At 32.5% G+C, this 19,936-nt stretch carries 20 protein-coding genes; 15 read left to right on the top strand and 5 right to left on the bottom strand.

The window, feature by feature from the left end; translation table 11 throughout:
• Positions 1 to 48: 48 nt before the first annotated feature.
• The 7 genes from ACMGE9_RS01570 (at position 49) to ACMGE9_RS01540 (ending at position 5,695) form a co-directional block, all read left to right on the top strand.
• Positions 49 to 324 (top strand): UPF0223 family protein, encoded by a 276-nt coding sequence (locus tag ACMGE9_RS01570; RefSeq protein WP_414043504.1) that lies wholly within the window; start codon positions 49 to 51, stop codon positions 322 to 324.
• A gap of 108 nt (positions 325 to 432) precedes the next feature.
• Entirely contained in the window at positions 433 to 975 is a 543-nt protein-coding gene (locus ACMGE9_RS01565) for a helix-turn-helix domain-containing protein (protein ID WP_414043503.1), read from the top strand.
• A gap of 9 nt (positions 976 to 984) precedes the next feature.
• Positions 985 to 2,067 (top strand): ABC transporter ATP-binding protein, encoded by a 1,083-nt coding sequence (locus ACMGE9_RS01560; protein ID WP_414043502.1) that lies wholly within the window; start codon positions 985 to 987, stop codon positions 2,065 to 2,067.
• A 1-nt stretch (position 2,068) separates the two neighbouring features.
• Positions 2,069 to 2,875 (top strand): ABC transporter permease, encoded by an 807-nt coding sequence (locus ACMGE9_RS01555; protein ID WP_414043501.1) that lies wholly within the window; start codon positions 2,069 to 2,071, stop codon positions 2,873 to 2,875.
• A complete protein-coding gene (locus ACMGE9_RS01550; RefSeq protein WP_414043500.1) occupies positions 2,872 to 3,684 on the top strand; it encodes an ABC transporter permease in 813 nt (270 codons plus the stop codon). The genes ACMGE9_RS01555 and ACMGE9_RS01550 overlap by 4 nt, the downstream gene beginning before the upstream one ends.
• Positions 3,681 to 4,754: an ABC transporter substrate-binding protein gene (locus ACMGE9_RS01545; protein WP_414043499.1), complete on the top strand. Its 1,074-nt coding sequence runs from the start codon at positions 3,681 to 3,683 to the stop codon at positions 4,752 to 4,754. Before ACMGE9_RS01550 ends, ACMGE9_RS01545 begins: the two co-directional genes overlap by 4 nt.
• A 110-nt stretch (positions 4,755 to 4,864) precedes the next feature.
• Entirely contained in the window at positions 4,865 to 5,695 is an 831-nt protein-coding gene (locus ACMGE9_RS01540; RefSeq protein ID WP_414043498.1) for a DUF4064 domain-containing protein, read from the top strand.
• A 31-nt stretch (positions 5,696 to 5,726) separates the two neighbouring features.
• Here ACMGE9_RS01540 and ACMGE9_RS01535 read toward each other — a convergent pair whose 3' ends face one another.
• Positions 5,727 to 6,338 carry a YktB family protein gene (locus tag ACMGE9_RS01535; protein ID WP_414043497.1) on the bottom strand — a complete coding sequence of 204 codons (612 nt, stop codon included), beginning with the start codon at positions 6,336 to 6,338 and terminating at the stop codon, positions 5,727 to 5,729.
• Between the two features lie 127 nt (positions 6,339 to 6,465).
• Here ACMGE9_RS01535 and ACMGE9_RS01530 point away from each other — a divergent pair, with 127 nt between their 5' ends.
• The gene (locus ACMGE9_RS01530) at positions 6,466 to 7,287 is read left to right on the top strand and encodes an inositol monophosphatase family protein (RefSeq protein WP_414043496.1); all 822 of its coding nucleotides are present in this window, start codon (positions 6,466 to 6,468) and stop codon (positions 7,285 to 7,287) included.
• Positions 7,288 to 7,587: 300 nt separating this feature from the next.
• Here ACMGE9_RS01530 and ACMGE9_RS01525 read toward each other — a convergent pair whose 3' ends face one another.
• Together ACMGE9_RS01525 and ACMGE9_RS01520 are read right to left on the bottom strand one after the other, a co-directional pair.
• Entirely contained in the window at positions 7,588 to 8,154 is a 567-nt protein-coding gene (locus ACMGE9_RS01525) for a hypothetical protein (protein ID WP_414043495.1), read from the bottom strand.
• A gap of 165 nt (positions 8,155 to 8,319) precedes the next feature.
• A complete protein-coding gene (locus ACMGE9_RS01520) occupies positions 8,320 to 8,505 on the bottom strand; it encodes a DUF5325 family protein (RefSeq protein ID WP_414043494.1) in 186 nt (61 codons plus the stop codon).
• Positions 8,506 to 8,621: 116 nt separating this feature from the next.
• Between ACMGE9_RS01520 and typA the strand changes: the two genes are divergently transcribed.
• Positions 8,622 to 10,466 carry a translational GTPase TypA gene (gene typA / locus ACMGE9_RS01515; RefSeq protein WP_414043493.1) on the top strand — a complete coding sequence of 615 codons (1,845 nt, stop codon included), beginning with the start codon at positions 8,622 to 8,624 and terminating at the stop codon, positions 10,464 to 10,466.
• Between the two features lie 3 nt (positions 10,467 to 10,469).
• Positions 10,470 to 10,811: a YlaH-like family protein gene (locus ACMGE9_RS01510; RefSeq protein ID WP_414043492.1), complete on the top strand. Its 342-nt coding sequence runs from the start codon at positions 10,470 to 10,472 to the stop codon at positions 10,809 to 10,811.
• Between the two features lie 53 nt (positions 10,812 to 10,864).
• Here the strand turns inward: ACMGE9_RS01510 and ACMGE9_RS01505 are convergent, their stop codons facing one another.
• Positions 10,865 to 11,341: a hypothetical protein gene (locus tag ACMGE9_RS01505; RefSeq protein WP_414044428.1), complete on the bottom strand. Its 477-nt coding sequence runs from the start codon at positions 11,339 to 11,341 to the stop codon at positions 10,865 to 10,867.
• Between the two features lie 118 nt (positions 11,342 to 11,459).
• On the opposite strand from ACMGE9_RS01505, the gene ACMGE9_RS01500 reads away from it, so the two are divergent.
• The 3 genes from ACMGE9_RS01500 (at position 11,460) to ACMGE9_RS01490 (ending at position 16,674) form a co-directional block, all read left to right on the top strand.
• Positions 11,460 to 11,735, top strand: coding sequence for a YlaN family protein (locus ACMGE9_RS01500; RefSeq protein WP_414043491.1), 276 nt, complete (start codon positions 11,460 to 11,462; stop codon positions 11,733 to 11,735).
• A 51-nt stretch (positions 11,736 to 11,786) separates the two neighbouring features.
• Positions 11,787 to 12,977: an FtsW/RodA/SpoVE family cell cycle protein gene (locus tag ACMGE9_RS01495; protein WP_414043490.1), complete on the top strand. Its 1,191-nt coding sequence runs from the start codon at positions 11,787 to 11,789 to the stop codon at positions 12,975 to 12,977.
• Between the two features lie 265 nt (positions 12,978 to 13,242).
• Positions 13,243 to 16,674 (top strand): pyruvate carboxylase, encoded by a 3,432-nt coding sequence (locus ACMGE9_RS01490; RefSeq protein ID WP_414043489.1) that lies wholly within the window; start codon positions 13,243 to 13,245, stop codon positions 16,672 to 16,674.
• A 44-nt stretch (positions 16,675 to 16,718) separates the two neighbouring features.
• Here ACMGE9_RS01490 and ACMGE9_RS01485 read toward each other — a convergent pair whose 3' ends face one another.
• Positions 16,719 to 17,627, bottom strand: coding sequence for a COX15/CtaA family protein (locus tag ACMGE9_RS01485; protein WP_414043488.1), 909 nt, complete (start codon positions 17,625 to 17,627; stop codon positions 16,719 to 16,721).
• Between the two features lie 252 nt (positions 17,628 to 17,879).
• On the opposite strand from ACMGE9_RS01485, the gene cyoE reads away from it, so the two are divergent.
• Together cyoE and coxB are read left to right on the top strand one after the other, a co-directional pair.
• On the top strand, positions 17,880 to 18,803 hold the full coding sequence (gene cyoE / locus ACMGE9_RS01480) for a heme o synthase (RefSeq protein WP_414043487.1): 924 nt from the start codon (positions 17,880 to 17,882) through the stop codon (positions 18,801 to 18,803).
• Between the two features lie 31 nt (positions 18,804 to 18,834).
• The gene (gene coxB / locus ACMGE9_RS01475) at positions 18,835 to 19,896 is read left to right on the top strand and encodes a cytochrome c oxidase subunit II (protein ID WP_414043486.1); all 1,062 of its coding nucleotides are present in this window, start codon (positions 18,835 to 18,837) and stop codon (positions 19,894 to 19,896) included.
• Positions 19,897 to 19,936 lie beyond the last annotated feature (40 nt).

Genomic DNA, 19,936 nt, shown 5'->3' with positions numbered 1-19,936 from the left:
AGCACTATTCAGAGATGAATAGTGCTTTTTTTAACGGAGGAAATAGATATGAATTATAGTTATCCAATTGATCCAGAATGGTCACAAGAAGAAATAATAGCAGTAGTAAATTTATTAGCATTAGTTGAAGATGCTTATGAATCAAAAGTGAACACGGAAGATTATGATGTGGTATATAAAGCGTTTAAAAAAGTTGCACCAATGAAATCAGACGAGAATAAGATTTATAAAGCATTTAAAGAAGTTTCAACGTATGATAGTTATCTAGTAACGAAGCGTTATAAAGAATCAAAAGCTAACAATGAAAAATCTTTTAAGATGTAGTTTTAAACAATAAATTTAGTATTACTGTTGTTTTCTATAAATTTTTCTGCTATATTAAATATGCTTCTAAACAAATTGTTTACAACTATTAAACTAAGGTGTGAATTCATGGATATTGGTAAAAAAATAAAAGATTTACGACGCCAAAAAAACTTAACCCAAGAAGAATTAGGTGAACGTACTGATTTATCAAAAGGGTATATATCGCAGTTAGAACGTAATTTATGTTCACCTTCGATGGAAACATTTTTCAATATATTAGAAGTACTTGGCTCAGAACCTTCTGATTTCTTCAATGAAAAAATGCATGAACAACGTATCTATTATCCTAAATCAGAACAAACATTTTATGATGAATACGATAATGGTTATTTAATCCAATGGTTGGTACCCGATTCAAATGAATTTGACATGGAACCTGTTATTATTACGTTAAAATCTGATTCAGAGTATAAAAAGTTTGAACCTAGCCTTTCAGATAGTTTTATCTATGTATTAGAAGGTACTGCAAGTATTAGAATAGGAAGAAAAGAGTATACTGCACGACGAGGTGAATGCTTTTATTTTAAAGCAAATGAATCACATCAGTTATTTAACAAATATAAAAAAGATGCACGCGTATTAATCGTTGCAACTGAATCATATTTATAGGAGTGTGTCATGAAAGATTTTATTCAATTTAACAACGTATCTAAATCATACGGCGAAAATAAAGTACTAGATAATATTAATTTTGAAATCGAGGAAGGTAAATTCTATACTTTGCTTGGCCCTTCTGGTTGCGGTAAAACAACGATATTAAGATTAATTGCTGGTTTTGAAAAAGCAACGACAGGTGATATTTATTTTGAAGGTAATCGAATGAATGATATTCCTGCAAATAAACGACGTGTTAATACAGTGTTTCAAGATTATGCGTTATTCCCTCATTTAAATGTGTTCGAGAATGTAGCATATGGATTACGAATAAAAAAAGTAAATAATAACGAAATACAAACGAGAGTGATGGATGCTCTAAAGTTAGTTAAACTAGATGGATTTGAACAACGTGAAATTAAAGATATGAGTGGTGGACAACGTCAACGTGTGGCAATAGCGCGTGCGATTGTTAATGAACCTGAAGTCATCTTGCTTGATGAACCATTATCAGCCCTTGACTTAAAATTAAGAACAGAAATGCAATATGAATTAAGAGAAATTCAACAACGCTTAGGTAAGACGTTTATTTTTGTTACGCATGATCAAGAAGAAGCGCTTGCGATGAGTGATTATATCTTTGTTATGAACAAAGGCAAAATCGAACAAAGTGGAACGCCAATAGATATTTATGACGAACCTATAAACCGATACGTTGCAGACTTTATTGGAGAATCAAATATCGTTTCAGGTGTTATGAAGCGTGATTATGTAGTTGAAATGTATGGCAAGGAATACCCATGTGTTGATAAAGGGTTTAAACCTAATGCAAAAGTCGATGTTGTTATTCGTCCAGAGGATATTGAGATAACGTCAACAGAACTAGGCAAAGTAAAAGCAGTAGTAGATTCACAATTATTCCGAGGCGTTCATTATGAAATTTGTTGTTACGATGAAGCAGGCAATGAATGGATAATCCAATCAACAAGAAGTGCTAATCCAGGAGAACGTGTTGGATTAACATTCGATGAGGAAGTAATTCATATTATGTTACCTGGTGAAACTGAAGAAGAATTTGATGCACGTATAGATTCATACGAGGTGTAAAATGGAAAAAGCAAAAAAATATTTTCTGATACCCTATATGATTTGGATTGTCATTTTTATCGTTACGCCTGTAGTGATGATTTTTTACACAAGTTTTACAAACAATAGTGGCCAGTTTACTTTGGATAATTATAAAGATTTCTTTTCAATGTCTTATTTTAAAATGACACTTAGTTCAATTTGGTATGCTGTAATTATTACTTTACTTTGCTTATTAATTTCGTATCCTATTGCAATGGTTTTACGTACAGCAAAGAATAAACAGTTCTGGTTACTCATTATTATCTTACCGACTTGGATTAATTTACTATTAAAGACATATGCTTTTATCGGTATTTTCAGTAAGCAAGGTACAATTAATGATTTATTAAACTGGATGCATTTACCATCTACAAGTTTGTTATTTACTAATACGGCATTTATTTTTGTTTCTGTTTATATCTATATTCCATTTATGATATTACCGATATTCAATAGTATGAATGCTATTCCCGAAAATTTATTACAAGCATCACGAGACTTAGGGGCAACTGAAATGACGACCTTCAAAAAAGTAATTATGCCTTTATCATGGGAAGGTGTTAAGACTGGGATTCAAGTAACTTTTATTCCAGCATTAAGTTTATTCATGATTACTCGATTAATTGCCGGGAATAAAGTAGTTAACTTAGGAACAGCAATAGAAGAACAATTTTTAGTAACACAAAACTATGGAATGGGTTCAACAATTGCTGTATTTTTAATTTTGGCAATGGCGTTTGTAATGATTATTACAAAGTCGAAAGAGGGAAGTGAGGGTATCAAATGAAATTAAAATCAAAAATATTTTTAGCATTTGCCCTTTTCATTTTATACTTCCCTATATTCTATTTAATGTATTATTCATTCAATTCGGCTGGCAATATGAATCACTTTAAATCATTTACTTTAGATCACTATATATCTGTGTTTCAAAATAAACGATTAATGGTCATCATTGTAAACACGTTAGCTGTTGCTTTAATTGCAGCAAGTATTTCAACGATTATCGGAATTTGTGGGGCATTAGGTATTCACTATATGCGCAATAAAAAAATTAAAGTTGGTTTACTTACATTAAATAACATATTAATGGTGAGTAGTGATGTTGTTATTGGTTCATCATTCTTAATATTATTTACAGTAATTGGACATTATACTGGTATGGGACTAGGATTTTGGTCAGTATTAATTTCACATATTGCATTTTGTGTGCCGATTGTCGTGTTATTAGTATTACCGAAACTTTACGATATGAATCAATCACTGATAAATGCTAGTTATGATTTAGGGGCAAGCACATACCAAACAATCTCAAAAGTTGTCATTCCACAAATATTACCGGGTGCTATCGCAGGTTTCTTTATGGCTTTAACGTATAGTTTAGATGATTTTACAGTAAGTTTTTTCGTTACAGGAAATGGATTTAGCGTATTATCAGTAGAAATCTATTCTATGGCTCGTAAAGGAATTTCAATGGAAATTAATGCAATTAGCACATTGCTATTCGTGCTTGTAATGACGATTATTCTTATATATTACTTTATCTCAAATAATCAAGAGAAGAAAAGAAAAGTAAAGGCGGGTGTTGTGAAATGAAACAATTAATGCAACTTATCATTACGTCACTTGTTGTCGCTGTACTTTTACTTTTCTCTACAAAATTTATCGATCCCCCTCCTAAAAGTGGAAAAGGAAATATTCTATATGTATATAACTGGGGAGAATATATTGATCCTGAGTTATTGAAAACATTTGAAAAAGAACACGGAATTCGTGTTATTTTAGAGACATTTGATTCAAATGAATCGATGCTCGCAAAGATTAAAAATGGCGGAACACATTACGATATAGCAGTACCTAGTGAATATGCGATTCAAAAAATGAAAGATGAAAAATTATTAATCCCAATTAATCATAAAAAATTACCTAACTTAAAAAATATTAATCCTGATTTTATGGATTTAGATTTTGATAAAGGAAATAAATTTTCAATTCCATATTTCTGGGGTACTGTTGGTATTTTATACAATCCAGATAAAACTAAAGGGATAGATTTCTCTAGTTGGGAGAGCCTTTGGGATCCTCGACTCAAAAATAATGTGTTAATCGTAGATGGAGCACGTGAAGCTTTAGGCTTATCACTTAATAGTATGGGTGAGTCTTTAAACGAAACAAATCCTCATAAACTTCTGGAAGCAGAGCAAAAACTTGAAAAGCTAGGACCTAATGTAAAAGGTGTTGTTGGTGATGAAATTAACACGATGATGGTACAAAAAGAAGCGGATGTTGCAGTCGTTTGGAGTGGTATGGGAGCTGATATAATGACTGAAAATGAGAATTTAGATTATGTCGTTCCTAAAGAAGGCTCGAACTTATGGTTTGATAATATTGTCATACCGAAAACAGCACAGAACGTGGATGGTGCACATAAATTTATCAACTTCTTATTAGATGCTAAAATTGGTAAGCAGAATACAGAGTGGGTTGGATATGCTACACCTAACGCTGAAAGTTATAAACTGTTAGATAAAGAAATACGCGAAGATGAACGTTTCTATCCTAATAAAGCACTACAAGAGAAACTTGAAGTATATGAAGATTTAGGTTTCGAGAATATTAAACGTTATAATGAATTGTTTTTAAGATTCAAAATGAGTCTAAACTAAATTAAAGAAAGTTTGGATTGAGCTTTTTATGATTTTTCTAGCTAATTCATGCTTATATATGTTTATTAGGGGTATATAGTACTTAAATACAGTTATAAGGAGATGAACATATGAGTCGTAGAGAGTATACGCAAACAGTAAAACCCGTAAGTCGTGTTCCAGAAAAAATCTTTGGGTGGTTAGCTTGGTTACCACTTCTAGGATTATCAATTTTTGGTCTTTATCAATTATTAGTGAATGGAAACAATCCAGATTTCATTGCTCAATTAAAAGATGTGCTTAACACCGAGTTAGACAAGAATCCAGAATTCCAAAAATCATTAAATGATGCGAACATGTCTGTGGATGAAGTAGTTCCAATGATGATTAAAGGTGTTTGGGGAATCGTAGCATATACAATCTTACCATTATTATTTGGATTAATTGGTTTGCTTAAAATGAAAAAACGTATTTTGGCAGGAATTATGTTATTACTTGCCGGATTATTAACAGCACCATTATTCTTAACTTTCATTTTAGGTTTCATTCCTTTATTCTTCTTTATTGCTGCAATTTTATTATTTGCACGTAAAGATAAAGTTATTACTAACAATGATTATTATGACAATAGTCGTGAAGTAGAAACAGTTAACAGAAAGCGTAATGTTGCACCTGAATATGTTGAGCGTGATGAAAATATCGAACGTGAACGTAATAATGAATATGTTTATGATGCAAACGAACGTGAAGTAAATTATAACAATCAAACTGTGGAATCTGATAGAGATACAGTCATTGATCAAAAGAATCATACGAATGTTGATCATGAATATAATGCATCAAATAATGCTGATTCATTTGATAATAATTTTGATGGTGATCGTGATAGAGTAACTTATGTAGATAAAACAAAAGATGCTGTTGACGAACGTCGTGAAAACTATAATAATCGTAACCAATAAAAAAACGCCTTAGGGCGTTTTTTTATTGTTATTATTGATATAACGGTAGTAAATCAAAGTAAGTTTTTTCTATTGCCTGAATAAATGACTTATCAGACTTTAATGCATCGTCGCCAGGATAAAAGACTTTTCCAAACATTAATTCTCCTTTTTTTACATCCACAAGTCGATTGATATATGCATCGATATCTTTTTTTTGTATATTTTTAATGAAATCATAATCTTCTTTCATATGATCACCTTTTATAATATAATCATTATCTAAAGATTGAATTGTTTTAATTTGTTTTTTCCATTTACTGGCCATACGTACTTTATCAGGTGATTCATAAATAATACCGAATAATACAAATGCATGACTGCCGAATAATCCAATTTGGAAATGCGGTAACATTTTATAACCGCGTTTATTTGTTGAAAAGGCTACCCATGTATCATTCGGAGGATTTGTTTTTCTTCTTAAGTGTTTAGCAACATGAGGATAGAATGTCTCATCTGTTTGTTCACTTAAATATTTACTAAAATGATCACCGAGATTCTCTAATTTTGGACGTGTTGTTTCAATTAGTACTTCCATTCGTGATGCTAGCCCCTCGACTTTAAATACGTCAAAATCTTTGTTTGTAAAAGTATATTTAATCATAATTACCTCATCTATAAATTAGTTTGTGCATAATATTAATTACTACAATACACTATAGTGTCTGAAGTTAAAACATTTTTGCATACAAATGTTCTTGTGTATAATAAATGAAACAGGAGGAATGTAAATGGAACTTTATGAATTTTTAAAAGATATTACATTGCAGGCTGGAGAAAATATTCGCAATCAACTTAATGAACCTCTAGAAATAGAAACGAAATCTAATCCAAATGATTTAGTGACGAATATGGATAAAGCAACTGAACAATTTTTATTTGAACGCATTCAACTAGCTTACCCTGAGCATAAAATTATAGGTGAAGAAGGTAGTGGTAAAGATATTGAAAAATTAGATGGAGTTATTTGGATTATTGATCCGATTGATGGGACATTAAACTTTGTTCATCAACAAGAGAACTTTGCTATATCTATCGGTATATTTATTGATGGTAAGAAATATGCAGGTGTCGTATATGATGTGATGCGTGACATATTATTTGAAGCATGTGCTGGTCATGGTGCATATAAAAATGGTGTGAAGCTTAATATGATTGATGATACACCATTAAGTACATCAATTATCTCAATGAATCCAAATTGGTTAACGAAAGATTTCACACGTGACATATATATTCCAATCGTTAAAGCTTCACGCAGTGCGAGAAGCTACGGTTCAGCAGCTTTAGACTTTGCATATGTAGCATCAAATAAAATAAATGCGTATGTGACCCTACGCTTACATCCTTGGGACTTTGCAGGAGGGTTAATTATTGTTGAAGAGGTAGGTGGCATTGTAACAAATCAACTTGGTCAACCCCTTAATTTATTAACGGCTAATTCAATTGTAGTGGGTAACAAAATGTTACATCAAGAGATCTTAAATGAATATTTAGCACCACATAAAAATGAGTTAGAATATATACATCAAGGTGCATTTTCTAAACGATAATACTACGTATTTGTTGTTTAACAGTTATAGGAAATAACTTTTGAAGTTGATAGTTTGAAAAGAAATAATTCGAAAATTTTTGTATTTTAGATTTAGTAACATTTTTATCATCTGTAATGTATATATAACTTTTAAGTGTAGCTTCGAATATGTCTTCTATTTTATGAATACTCCTACAACTTTCGCAATAAACGAGGGATTTATGTTTGACAACATGATTGATTTTTTTACATTCAGGACAGATAATTCCTGTTTGATAAGGAATCTTTTTTATGAATATCGGTTCAATATGTGCTTGGATTAAGTACTCGCTATAGTGAGTACTTTTTTTTTATTTGTTTGATTAATTTTATTGATATATGGCATGATATCGTAATGGAATAAAAATGGATATTGATCAGTGTGAGAATCTAATTCAAAGGAGTCATCCATACACACACATTTTATATAAATTGGTAAATGTTTATATTTCTCATCTAAAATAGCATAAATCGAATATTTTACACAGTTGAGTTGCAATAAATCAAGTTGAGGTTGTTCAGTATAATAATTACAAAGTATACCTTCACTATTAACATAATGTAAGCCTACGTATTTATTTAATTTAAATAAATAAATAGCTGATTCAGAAACTAATATTACATTTATCGTAGCATCAACATGATAATCGGAGTAATTAAATTGCCAAATAATATCAAAGACATCTTGATTAATGTGGTTGATATATTGTTCAAATTCTATTTCGAGTTGCTCAATGTTACGTAATTCACTGAGTTTGTTGAGTTGAGTTTGATTAAATTCAATTCTTCCTTCAAGCGCTTCTAAATATGCTAAATGTTTATTTTTTTCTCTTTGCTTTAATATCATACGTATCTCCTTTAAATTTTTATTTTACAGGGATACTATATTACGTATTTAAATTGTGTGCAAAATGCAACAATTGAATATTTGATCAAAATTAAATACAATAATTCAATTTTGCTAAAAAAAAATAGAAAAACTGCAAAGGTTTCTTTGCAGTTTAGGAAATTTCTATAACCAGTTATTTTTGCGGTATTGACTTTTTAATGTAAAGCCGTATCCGAATGTAACGATAAATAAAACAGTTGATATAATAATTAGTGAATAATTTAATTCGGCTAATCCGACACTAAATAAAATAAGCATAAATACGGCGAATACCGCTAACAATAAAAATGGTAATTTACTTTTTTTCACTTTAAACACCCCTTAGTATTTGAATCTAAAATTTATCGATATATAATTATCTCATAATATGATATAATATCACAGTTACATAATAAACTGTAGTTCGATTAAGAAAGGAAACAAACATGACAAATTTTAGAGAAGATGTTCGTAATATTGCAATTATCGCCCACGTTGACCACGGTAAAACTACCTTAGTTGATGAATTATTAAAACAATCAGGTACTTTCCGCTCAAACGAGCACGTTGAAGAACGTGCAATGGATTCAAATGATATTGAGAGAGAACGTGGTATCACGATCTTAGCAAAGAACACTGCAATTGATTATAAAGGTACGCGTATCAACATTTTAGATACACCTGGACATGCAGACTTTGGTGGTGAAGTTGAGCGTATCATGAAAATGGTAGACGGTGTTTGTTTAGTTGTAGATGCTTATGAAGGTACAATGCCTCAAACGCGTTTTGTTTTAAAGAAAGCTTTAGAACAAAACTTAAAACCAGTAGTTGTTGTCAACAAAATAGATAAACCTTCAGCACGTCCTGAAGAAGTATTAGATGAAGTATACGACTTATTTATTGAATTAGATGCAAATGATGAACAATTAGATTTCCCGGTTGTTTATGCTTCAGCAATTAATGGTACAGCAAGTTTAGATGCTGCGACACAAGATGAGAATATGCAAAGTTTATACGAAACAATTATTGATTACGTGCCCGCACCTGTTGATAATCGTGAAGAACCATTACAATTCCAAGTGGCATTATTAGATTATAATGACTACGTAGGACGTATTGGTATTGGACGTGTATTCCGTGGAACGATGGAAGTTGGACAACAAGTATCATTAATTAAGATTGACGGTACAATTAAAAACTTCCGTGTTACAAAAATCTTCGGTTTCTTTGGATTAAAACGTGTTGAAATTGAAAAAGCTTATGCGGGTGACTTGATTGCAGTTTCAGGTATGGAAGACATCAACGTTGGTGAAACAGTAACACCTGTTGATACACCTGAAGCGTTACCAATTTTACGTATCGATGAGCCAACATTACAAATGACTTTCTCAGTAAACAACTCACCGTTTGCTGGTAAAGAAGGTAAATTTGTAACTGCTAGAAATATTCAAGACCGTTTAGAATCACAACTTGAAACAGATGTATCATTACGTGTTGAATCAGTTGGGCCAGATAGTTGGACTGTTTCAGGTCGCGGTGAATTACATTTATCTATCTTAATTGAAAATATGCGTCGTGAAGGATTCGAATTACAAGTTTCTAAACCAGAAGTTATCGTTAAAGAAATAGAAGGTAAGAAATATGAGCCATACGAACGTGTTCAAATTGATGTGCCAGAAGAAAATACGGGTTCGGTGATCGAATCATTAGGAACACGTAAAGGTGAAATGGTTGATATGGTGAACAGTGGTAGTGGACACACACGATTAATCTTTAATGTGCCTGCGCGTGGATTAATCGGTTATCGTACTGAATTCATGTCTATGACTCGAGGTTACGGTATTTTAAATCATACTTTTGATGAATATCGTCCATTATTAAAAGGTCGTATCGGTGGCCGTCGTAATGGTGTATTAGTATCAATGGACAAAGGGGTTGCTAGTACTTATGCGATCTTAGCATTAGAAGATCGTGGTGTTAACTTCATGGAGCCTGGTACTGAAGTTTACGAAGGTATGATTGTTGGTGAAAACTCACGTGATAATGACTTAACGGTTAACATTACTAAGGTTAAAGCAGCAAATAATATCCGTAGTGCGACAAAAGAGCAAACGACGACAATGAAGAAACCTAGAAATTTAACATTAGAAGAAGCTTTAGAATATTTAAACGATGATGAATTAGTTGAAGTTACACCTGAATCTATTCGTTTAAGAAAAAAAACATTAGATAAATCTCAGCGTGAAAGAGAACAAAAGAAAGTGAAAGCAGCAATGCAAGAGGAGGAGTAATCGATGAATTTTATGATCGGAAATGCGCAAGTAAGCGTAGATCCAGAGCAAAGGATGTCATTTCTTGCTAAACTCTTTGCAGTTGATAAACATCCAGAAACAGGGATGTGGTATCTGCTTATAGCGATATTTATATTAAGTGCGATTGTTTATAATTTAGGATTCGCAAGAAAGTTAAAACTTTGGCAAAACGTGGTCATATATATTCTGTTATTCCTAGGTTGTATTATATTGAATTTCCTTGCGGTGTTCTTACCCGTTGGAGAAAGTTTAATAATTGCAGCAATTGTACTTGGACTGTATCGTTATAGATTGCATAAAGAGCGTCAAGAAAAACAAGCTTAAGACTTTAATGTCTTAAGCTTGTTTATTATGTTTATCTACCAATATATAATATCTTAAACTAATTTAATGCCTGTCACATGTGCTAAAAGTAACTTTAAATCATCATTTTTTAAATATGCATCTACCATGCCATCTTCATACAATCGTTTACCTTCTTTAGAAAATTGGAAGTATAGCCCCTTTAATTCTTGTAGAGTAATTTGTACTTTTTCATTTTCATTTGAGAGTTCTACGTGTGATGCGTCATTATCAGGTTCTGCATTAATAATAAAAGAATGCATATTCATTAAAAATGTGCCTTCTAATAATTCTTGTTTCTTGAATTTCTTTTCTGAAACAAGCGTTGGAGGTTTAGAAGCGCCTTCTAAAATTTCACGATTCCATTCATAATTATCTTGGAAAGTGATTTCTTCTTCCCCTGAAGACTTCCCTTGCATTAATTGTTCCAATTCAACTTTTCGATCATCAAATATAAAAGTTGAAGGATCTAATGTAATATTGAATTTTACTTTCCCTTTAATTTGTATAATCATATTATCACCCTTTCTCATTTATAATACCATATTCTATATTAGTAAATGCTTGATTTTTAAGGACTTGTCATATAGAATTTTAAAGTATAAGAATAATGAAATGAGGGTGTATGCTATGAGTAATAATTTACAATTTAAGCAAAAGGCATATGACCAACTCAATCAAGATGCAGAAAAGATTTTGCAGTTGATTAAAGTGCAAATGGACAATTTAACAATGCCACAATGTCCTCTATATGAAGAGGTGTTAGATACGCAAATGTTTGGATTAAGTCGTGAAGTTGATTTTGCAACACGTATTGGATTAATTGAAAAAGAAGAAGGTAAGAAGATATTATCTGCTCTCGAGAAAGAATTATCTAAATTACATGATGCCTTCACAAATGTCTAAAGTCTAGAGCGTTTGCTTTAGACTTAATTTTATTTTCAGGAGCGGATTCGTTTGAAACACATTAGAAATTTTATCAATTACATAAAAGAATATACAAAGTATGTGGATTTTCCCTTACTTTTAAGTTATGTAGCACTTGTTTTGATAGGGTTAGTTATGATATATAGTGCTAGTATGGTGGCAGCAACTAGAGGAACATTGACAGGTGGAAGACCAGTCGGAGCTTCTTATTTTTATATCAGACAGCTAGTTACAATAGTATTGAGTTTTGGTATTGTATTTTTTATGGCCTATTTTATGTCAATTAAGATTATTAAGAATAAACGTGTCCAACAATTTTCAATCATTGCGATAATGATACTTCTTCTATTTACACGTTTATTTGGGGTTGAGGTTAATGGCGCAACAAGTTGGTTAAACTTAGGATTTATGCAATTTCAAACATCAGAACTTTTAAAAATCGTTGTTATTATTTACTTGGCATATATCTATGATAAAAAAGAAAATTTACAAAAAATGAGCTGGGATATTATTGCACCACTTGTGCTTGTTGGTTTTTGTGCAGGATTAGTTATCATTCAGAATGACTTTGGATCTACAATGATTATCTTTATGATTATTGGATGTATATTCTTATATTCTGGAATAGCTTTTCGTGCAATGATGATTATGATAAGTCTAGTAACAGGATCAGTTGTAGTGATTATGACTTTGAAATATTTCATTACAGGTACGTTTTTAGCAACGCACCAACAGCAGCGTTTTGAAGTCCTGGCGAATCCTTTTAAAGATGAATCGGGTGCTGGTTATCATTTATCGAATTCTCTTATGGCCATTGGTAATGGAGGTATATTTGGTAAAGGATTAGGTAATGGTGTGATGAAGTTAGGATATTTACCAGAACCTCACACTGACTTCATTTTTGCGGTTATTGCAGAAGAATTAGGCTTAATTGGAGTTATTGTAATAATTACTTTATTATTCTTTATCGTTTATAAAGGTTTTATGTACGCAGCACTTGCGACAACAGTATTTTATAAATTAATTTGTGTTGGTGTTGCAAGTTATATCGGTATTCAGGCGTTTATCAACTTAGGGGGGATTTCTGGGTTAATTCCATTGACGGGTGTACCTTTACCTTTCTTAAGTTACGGAGGATCAAGTCTATTGAGTTTATCAATATCTGTTGGGTTGCTATTAATGGCAGCTAAAGATGTCAAAAAGAAGTCCCTTGAACATTAAAGAATATTCAACATAGTGAATACGATTACAAAAATACATGTGTCATATGAAGTGCACCCCTAAAGTTGAACCTTAAAATTCAACTTTAGGGGTGTTTATTTTGAATAAAATCATACTAAATTTAAGTAACATTAAGTATGGCTTAATAGATTGTTAGTATGACACATATGAATATTTTATGTATACTTGGGGATAAGAATATAATTTAGTATTCAGTTTGTATATAATAAATATGTATATCATCACACATCAGGGAGGAAATTGTATGAATCGCATCAAAAAGTTATTAGTAGCAAATCGTGGAGAAATCGCTATTCGAATTTTTCGTGCAGCAACAGAACTTGAAATTCCTACAGTAGCAATCTATTCAAAAGAAGATAAAGGCTCATTGCATAGATATAAAGCAGATGAATCTTATCTAGTAGGCGAAGACATTGGCCCAACTGAAAGTTATCTTCATATCGAACGTATCATTGAGATTGCGAAAAAATGTGGTGCGAATGCCATACATCCTGGATACGGATTCTTAAGTGAAAACATGACTTTTGCAGAACGATGTGCTGAAGAAGACATCATCTTTATTGGACCTGAAACAAGACATTTAGACATGTTCGGGGATAAGGTAAAGGCACGTGCAACTGCACAGTCTGCGAATTTACCTATTATTCCGGGAACGAAAGATGCTGTTACTTCATTTGATGAAGTGAAACAATTTACAGATCAATATGGGTTTCCGATAATCATTAAAGCCATTTCTGGTGGTGGTGGTAAAGGAATGCGTATTGTAAACAGTCAGGACGAATTAGAAGAGGCATATCAACGTGCACAATCTGAAGCCTTAAAGTCATTTGGAAATGCTGATGTTTATTTAGAAAAATATATAGACAAACCGAAACATATCGAAGTGCAAATCTTAGGAGATACTCACGGCAATTTAGTACATTTATTTGAACGTGATTGCTCTGTACAACGTCGACATCAAAAAGTAGTTGAAGTTGCTCCATCGGTAGGTTTAACTGATGATTTAAGGATGCGTATTTGTGATGCTGCGGTTCAATTAATGGAACAAATTGGTTATGTGAATGCAGGTACTGTTGAATTTTTGGTGAGTGGAGATGCATTTTACTTTATTGAAGTAAATCCACGTGTTCAAGTTGAACATACGATTACAGAAATGGTAACGGGTGTTGATATTGTTAAAACACAAATTTTAATTGCTGATGGTGAGAACATGCATGACGAACGAATTGCAATGCCTCGCCAAGAAGATATTATTACATTAGGATATGCAATTCAATGCCGTGTAACAACCGAAGATCCATTGAATGACTTTATGCCTGATACAGGTACAATTATGGCATACCGCTCAACGGGCGGCTTTGGTGTTCGTCTAGATGCCGGGGATGGTTTCCAAGGTGCTGAAATATCACCTTATTATGATTCGTTACTCGTAAAGATTTCAACACAAGCGATTACATTTAAACAAGCAGAAGAAAAAATGATTCGTTCTTTACGTGAAATGCGTATTCGTGGTATCAAGACAAACATGCAGTTTTTAATTAATGTTGTAAAGCATCCTGAGTTTGTAAGTGGAAACTATACGACTAATTTTATCGATCAAACGCCTGAATTATTTAATTTAAAAACACCACGTGACCGAGGTACAAAAACATTAGAATATATTGCAAATGTTACAGTTAATGGATTCCCCGGCGTAGAAAAGAAAGAAAAACCAAACTTTGAACCCTTATATCTTGAAAAAATGGAATCAAATACTGAAGCAGGTACGAAACAATTATTAGATGAACATGGTCCAGATTATGTTAAACAATGGTTACTTGATCAAAAAGATGTATTAATTACAGATACAACATTCCGTGATGCACATCAATCTTTACTTGCAACGCGTGTGAGAACCAAGGATATATTGGAGGTTGCACCGATGACAAGTCATTATTTAAAAGACAGTTTCTCATTAGAAATGTGGGGTGGTGCAACATTTGATGTAGCATATAACTTCTTAAAAGAAGATCCTTGGGAGCGTCTTGAACTTCTACGTAAGGCAGTACCAAATGTTTTATTCCAAATGCTGTTACGTGCATCCAATGCAGTTGGGTACAAAAACTATCCAGATAATGTCGTTAAAAAATTCGTCGAAGAAAGTGCCAAAGCAGGGATTGATGTATTTAGAATATTCGATTCACTCAACTGGCTAGACCAAATGAAAGTTGCGAATGAGGCAGTACTTAAAGCTGGTAAGATTTCAGAAGGGGCAATTTGTTATACAGGAGATATATTAAATCCAGAGCGATCAAGTGTTTACACATTAGATTATTATAAAAAGATGGCAAAAGAAATGGAACGCGAAGGATTCCATATTTTAGCGATTAAAGATATGGCAGGTCTATTAAAGCCAGAAGCAGCATTTGAACTTGTAAGTGAATTAAAAGCAACAGTGAATATGCCAATTCACTTACACACACATGATACAAGTGGTAATGGTGTAATGCTTTATTCTAGAGCGATAGAAGCGGGTGTAGACGTAGTTGATACGGCTTTAGGTGCCATGAGTGGGTTAACGAGTCAGCCGAGCTCAAACACCTTGTACTATGGTTTAAACGGTAAAGCACGTCAAATGAAAGCAGATATTGATGGTATGGAGAAATTATCACATTATTGGGAAGGTGTGCGTCACTATTATAAAGATTTTGAAAGTGATATTAAATCGCCACACACTGAAATTTATAAACATGAAATGCCTGGTGGACAATATTCTAACTTAGGAATGCAAGCAAAAAGTTTAGGTCTAGGCGATCGTTTCAGTGAAGTGAAGGACATGTACCGCCGAGTTAATTTGATGTTTGGAGATATTGTAAAAGTTACACCATCATCTAAAGTTGTTGGAGATATGGCACTGTATATGGTTCAAAATGATTTGAATGAAAAGACAGTAATTGAACGCGGAGCAACTTTAGACTTCCCAGAATCAGTTGTATCATTCTTTAAAGGTGATATCGGTCAACCAGCTAATGGTTTCCCGGAAGCACTTAAAGAGGTAGTATTAAAAGATATTGAAAGTATTAATGTTCGCCCGGGTGAATTATTAGCACCAGTCGACTTTGATAGTTTAAGAGAAGAACTGAAAGAAAAACAATTGAAACCAGTTACTGACCAAGATATTATCAGTTATGCTTTATATCCTAAAGTATATGAACAATATGTATCAACGAATGAAAAGTTCGCAAATATATCATTACTTGATACGCCTACATTCTTCTATGGCATGCGTAAAAATGAAAAAGTAGAAATTGTAATCGATGAAGGTAAAACATTAATTGTGAAATTAATTAGTGTTGGTCATGTACATGAGGATGGATTTAGATGGGTATACTTCGACTTTAATGGTATGAGTCGTAAAGTTTACGTTAAAGATACTAACGTAGAGCCTAGCCTTGCTACGATACCAAAAGCAGATCCAAAAAATAAAAACCACATTGGAGCACAAATGCCAGGTACCGTAGGAGAAGTAAAAGTAAAAGAAGGCGATACAGTTTCGAAAGGTCAAGCATTAATAATTACTGAAGCAATGAAAATGGAGACAACAATACAAGCCCCATTTGGTGGAACAATAGACAAGATTTATGTTAAAACAGGTGATAGTATTCAAACAACTGATTTATTAATTGAAATCTCTTAAGCTTAAATGCTATAAAATAAAACTGACCTGCCAAAATTGGCAGGTCAGTTTTGTGTTGCGCGTGATATCAAAAGAATAAAGTAGCATAATAATCCAAATAATAATGTAATAAATAATGCGTGTAATAATGCTATGTAAAGATTAAGCATTGTAAAAATCGATAAAGCACCAGTTAATATTTGTAAGCAGATTAATACGAATGCAGATAAATAACCATATTTAATAACTCGATACTGGCTATAATTCTTTACTGCATGGAATACAACGTAACTTAACCAAATAAATAAAATAAATGCTAACGTTCGATGACTCATTTGCACCCATTCAAAGAATGTTTCAGGCAACCCAATCTGACCTTGTTTACATAATGGCCAGCTCAAACAAGCTAAACTAGCTTTCTCGTGACGAACAAGTGCGCCACTATAAATAACAATGTAAATAAAACTTGTTAATGCTATAGTATGTCTTCTCAAATGAGAATGAATAACAAGTTTAGTCGCATCAAACTTCTGGTCTACTTCAAAAATTAAAAGTGTGAGTAAAAACACTGAACTAAAGCTAATAAGTGAAATGCCGAAATGTAGAGCTAATACAAATCCGTTTTGTTGCCAAATTACTGCTGCAGCTCCAATCAATGCTTGTGCAAAAATAAAACCAATGCTCATCCAACACAAAAATTTAGTCTCTCTTTTGTGTCCAATGTATTTAATACTAAGTATTACAAGCCATGTAACTGAAATAAGTGCCAATCCCGATACACCACGATGTGCTAGTTCGATTAGTGTTTCTATTGGAATATGTGTAGGTACAAATTTACCGTGACAGAGTGGCCAACTATTTCCGCAGCCATCAGCTGATCCGGTCTTTGTTACGAGTGCACCACCAATTTGAACAAGTATCATCAGTAGTGTCGTAAACAATGATAGCCATTTTAAATTCTTTTCCTTTAACAAATACCTTCACCTCTAATTGTCATAATCCACGTGAAGTGTAAATGTAAACTTTATTACATTGCAACTTCAGTATATACTTAAGATATAGTATAACAATCTAACCTCAATGTAAATGTGTCACATTCGTGAATTATTTAGAAAGACACAAAAAAGAAAAATGTCACAATTTAATTTCGAAAATGTATAGAAAATGTGACAGTTTTCATATATTATTGTTATTATATGCTTTAGTATTGTTAAAGGAGGGTGAAAATGCAAAATGAACAAACCTTAAAAAGCGTCAAATCAATTGATGAATCGCGATTGACATTTAAAGATGTTAAAGCAGTTATCAAGCTTGGTCTCGTTCAAGGAAATTTGATTCCAACGTTTGCGGGTGCATTTATTGCAATCATGATGACACAGCGTTCATTTTTAAGTAGCATTCCTGAACTATTAACGATGCTGATTGGCTCTACACTTATTATGGCAGGAAGTTGTGCATTAAATAACTTTTATGATCAAGATATTGACAGCATAATGCCAAGTAAACAAAATAGACCGAGTGTTACTGGAAAGATTGGTACACAAGCGATATTCCAATTAAGCTTTTTATTGATGTTTATTGGAGAAGTATTACTCTTCATGATAAATGTAGAGACGGGTATCATTGGCTTTTTAGGGATATTTGGTTACGTGGTGTTATACTCTGTCTGGTCTAAACGTCATTTAGTGTCTAATACTATAATAGGTAGCTTTCCTGGGGCAATACCACCTTTAGTAGGTTGGGCCGCAATTGATCCTAATCTTTCAAAAGTTGCTTGGATGTTATTCGTAATTATGTTTATATGGCAACCAGCACATTTTTATGCGCTTGCGATTAAACGTAAAGATGAGTATGCGTTAGCAGGTATACCAATGTTACCATCTGTTAAAGGTTTTGCTAGAACTAGACTTGGAATGTTATTCTGGGTTGCTTTACTTCTACCAACACCATTTTTAATGGATGAGCTCGGAACTATTTTTATAGTGCTTGCAACAATTTTAAATCTTGGTTGGTTATTATTAGCTCTATCTGGATTTAAGTCAAATGTTAAAGAGAATAAATGGGCGATGTCAATGTTTATCTATTCTTTGAACTATTTGATGATATTTTTTGTTATGATTGTGGTAGTTACATTAATTCAAATGATTTGATTATGAATGGTGAAAGAGGGGTTAGAATTAAATGAAAAACAATTTTAAAAATGTGAAGTTGATGGGCTTAATTTCATTATTATTAATGACATTGGCGGGTTGTGGTGAACCACATCTTTCTGCTTTACGTCCAGCAGGGGAAGTTGCAAAAGATCAATTCAACTTAATGATGTTAGCTGTATACATCATGTTATTTGTAATCGTAGTAGTTGTTATTATTTTTGTTTTAGCGATTATCAAATTTAGACGTAGTAAAGTTGGAGAAGATTTTGTACCGAAAGACGTTCATGGTAATCATAAATTAGAAATTATCTGGACTGGTATTCCTATTCTATTACTTATTATCTTAGCGATTCCAACAGTGATGCTTACTTTTAAGTTAGCAGATACTAAGGCGATGGATAAAGTAGATGCTAAAGGAAACAATAAAGAAATCGTAGTTGATGTAACAGCAAATCTTTACTGGTGGGAATTTGAATATCCTAACCAAAAGATTGTAACGAGTCAAGAACTAGTTGTACCAACAGATACTAAAGTTTACTTTAAATTACATTCTGCTGATGTAAAACACTCGTTCTGGATTCCAGCAGTGGGTGGAAAAATGGATACTAACGTAGAAAACATTAATAAGTTTTATCTAATATTTGATGGCGAAAAAGCTAAAGATGCTAAAAATATGTTCTACGGAAAATGTGCTGAGTTATGTGGACCATCACATGCATTAATGGATTTCAAAGTTAAGACATTATCTAAAGATGATTTCAAAACTTGGGTTTCAAAAATGCAAGATGTAAAGAAACCAGTTGCTACTACTGACGCTAAACAAGGTGAAGAAGTATTCAAACAATCTTGTCAAGGATGTCATGCTGTAACACCAACAGGTAAAGGCGCAAAAGGACCTAACTTAACAACATTTGGAGAAAGAACAACTGTTGCCGGTGTTATGGAACATAATGAAGAAAACTTAAAAAAATGGATTAAAGATCCTGAAAAATACAAACCAGGTAATAAAATGACTGGTGCATATAAAGTATCAGACTCTGACATCGATGCATTAGCTAAATATTTAATGGAACGTAAAGTTGAAGAGTAATAAATAAAGGGAGGTTACACAATTGGCTACACAAAAAAAA

It is taken from the genome of Macrococcus animalis, from assembly GCF_047425875.1.
In the GTDB taxonomy this organism is placed as follows: Bacteria; Bacillota; Bacilli; order Staphylococcales; family Staphylococcaceae; genus Macrococcoides; species Macrococcoides animalis.
This window is presented reverse-complemented; position numbering and strand designations above follow the sequence as displayed.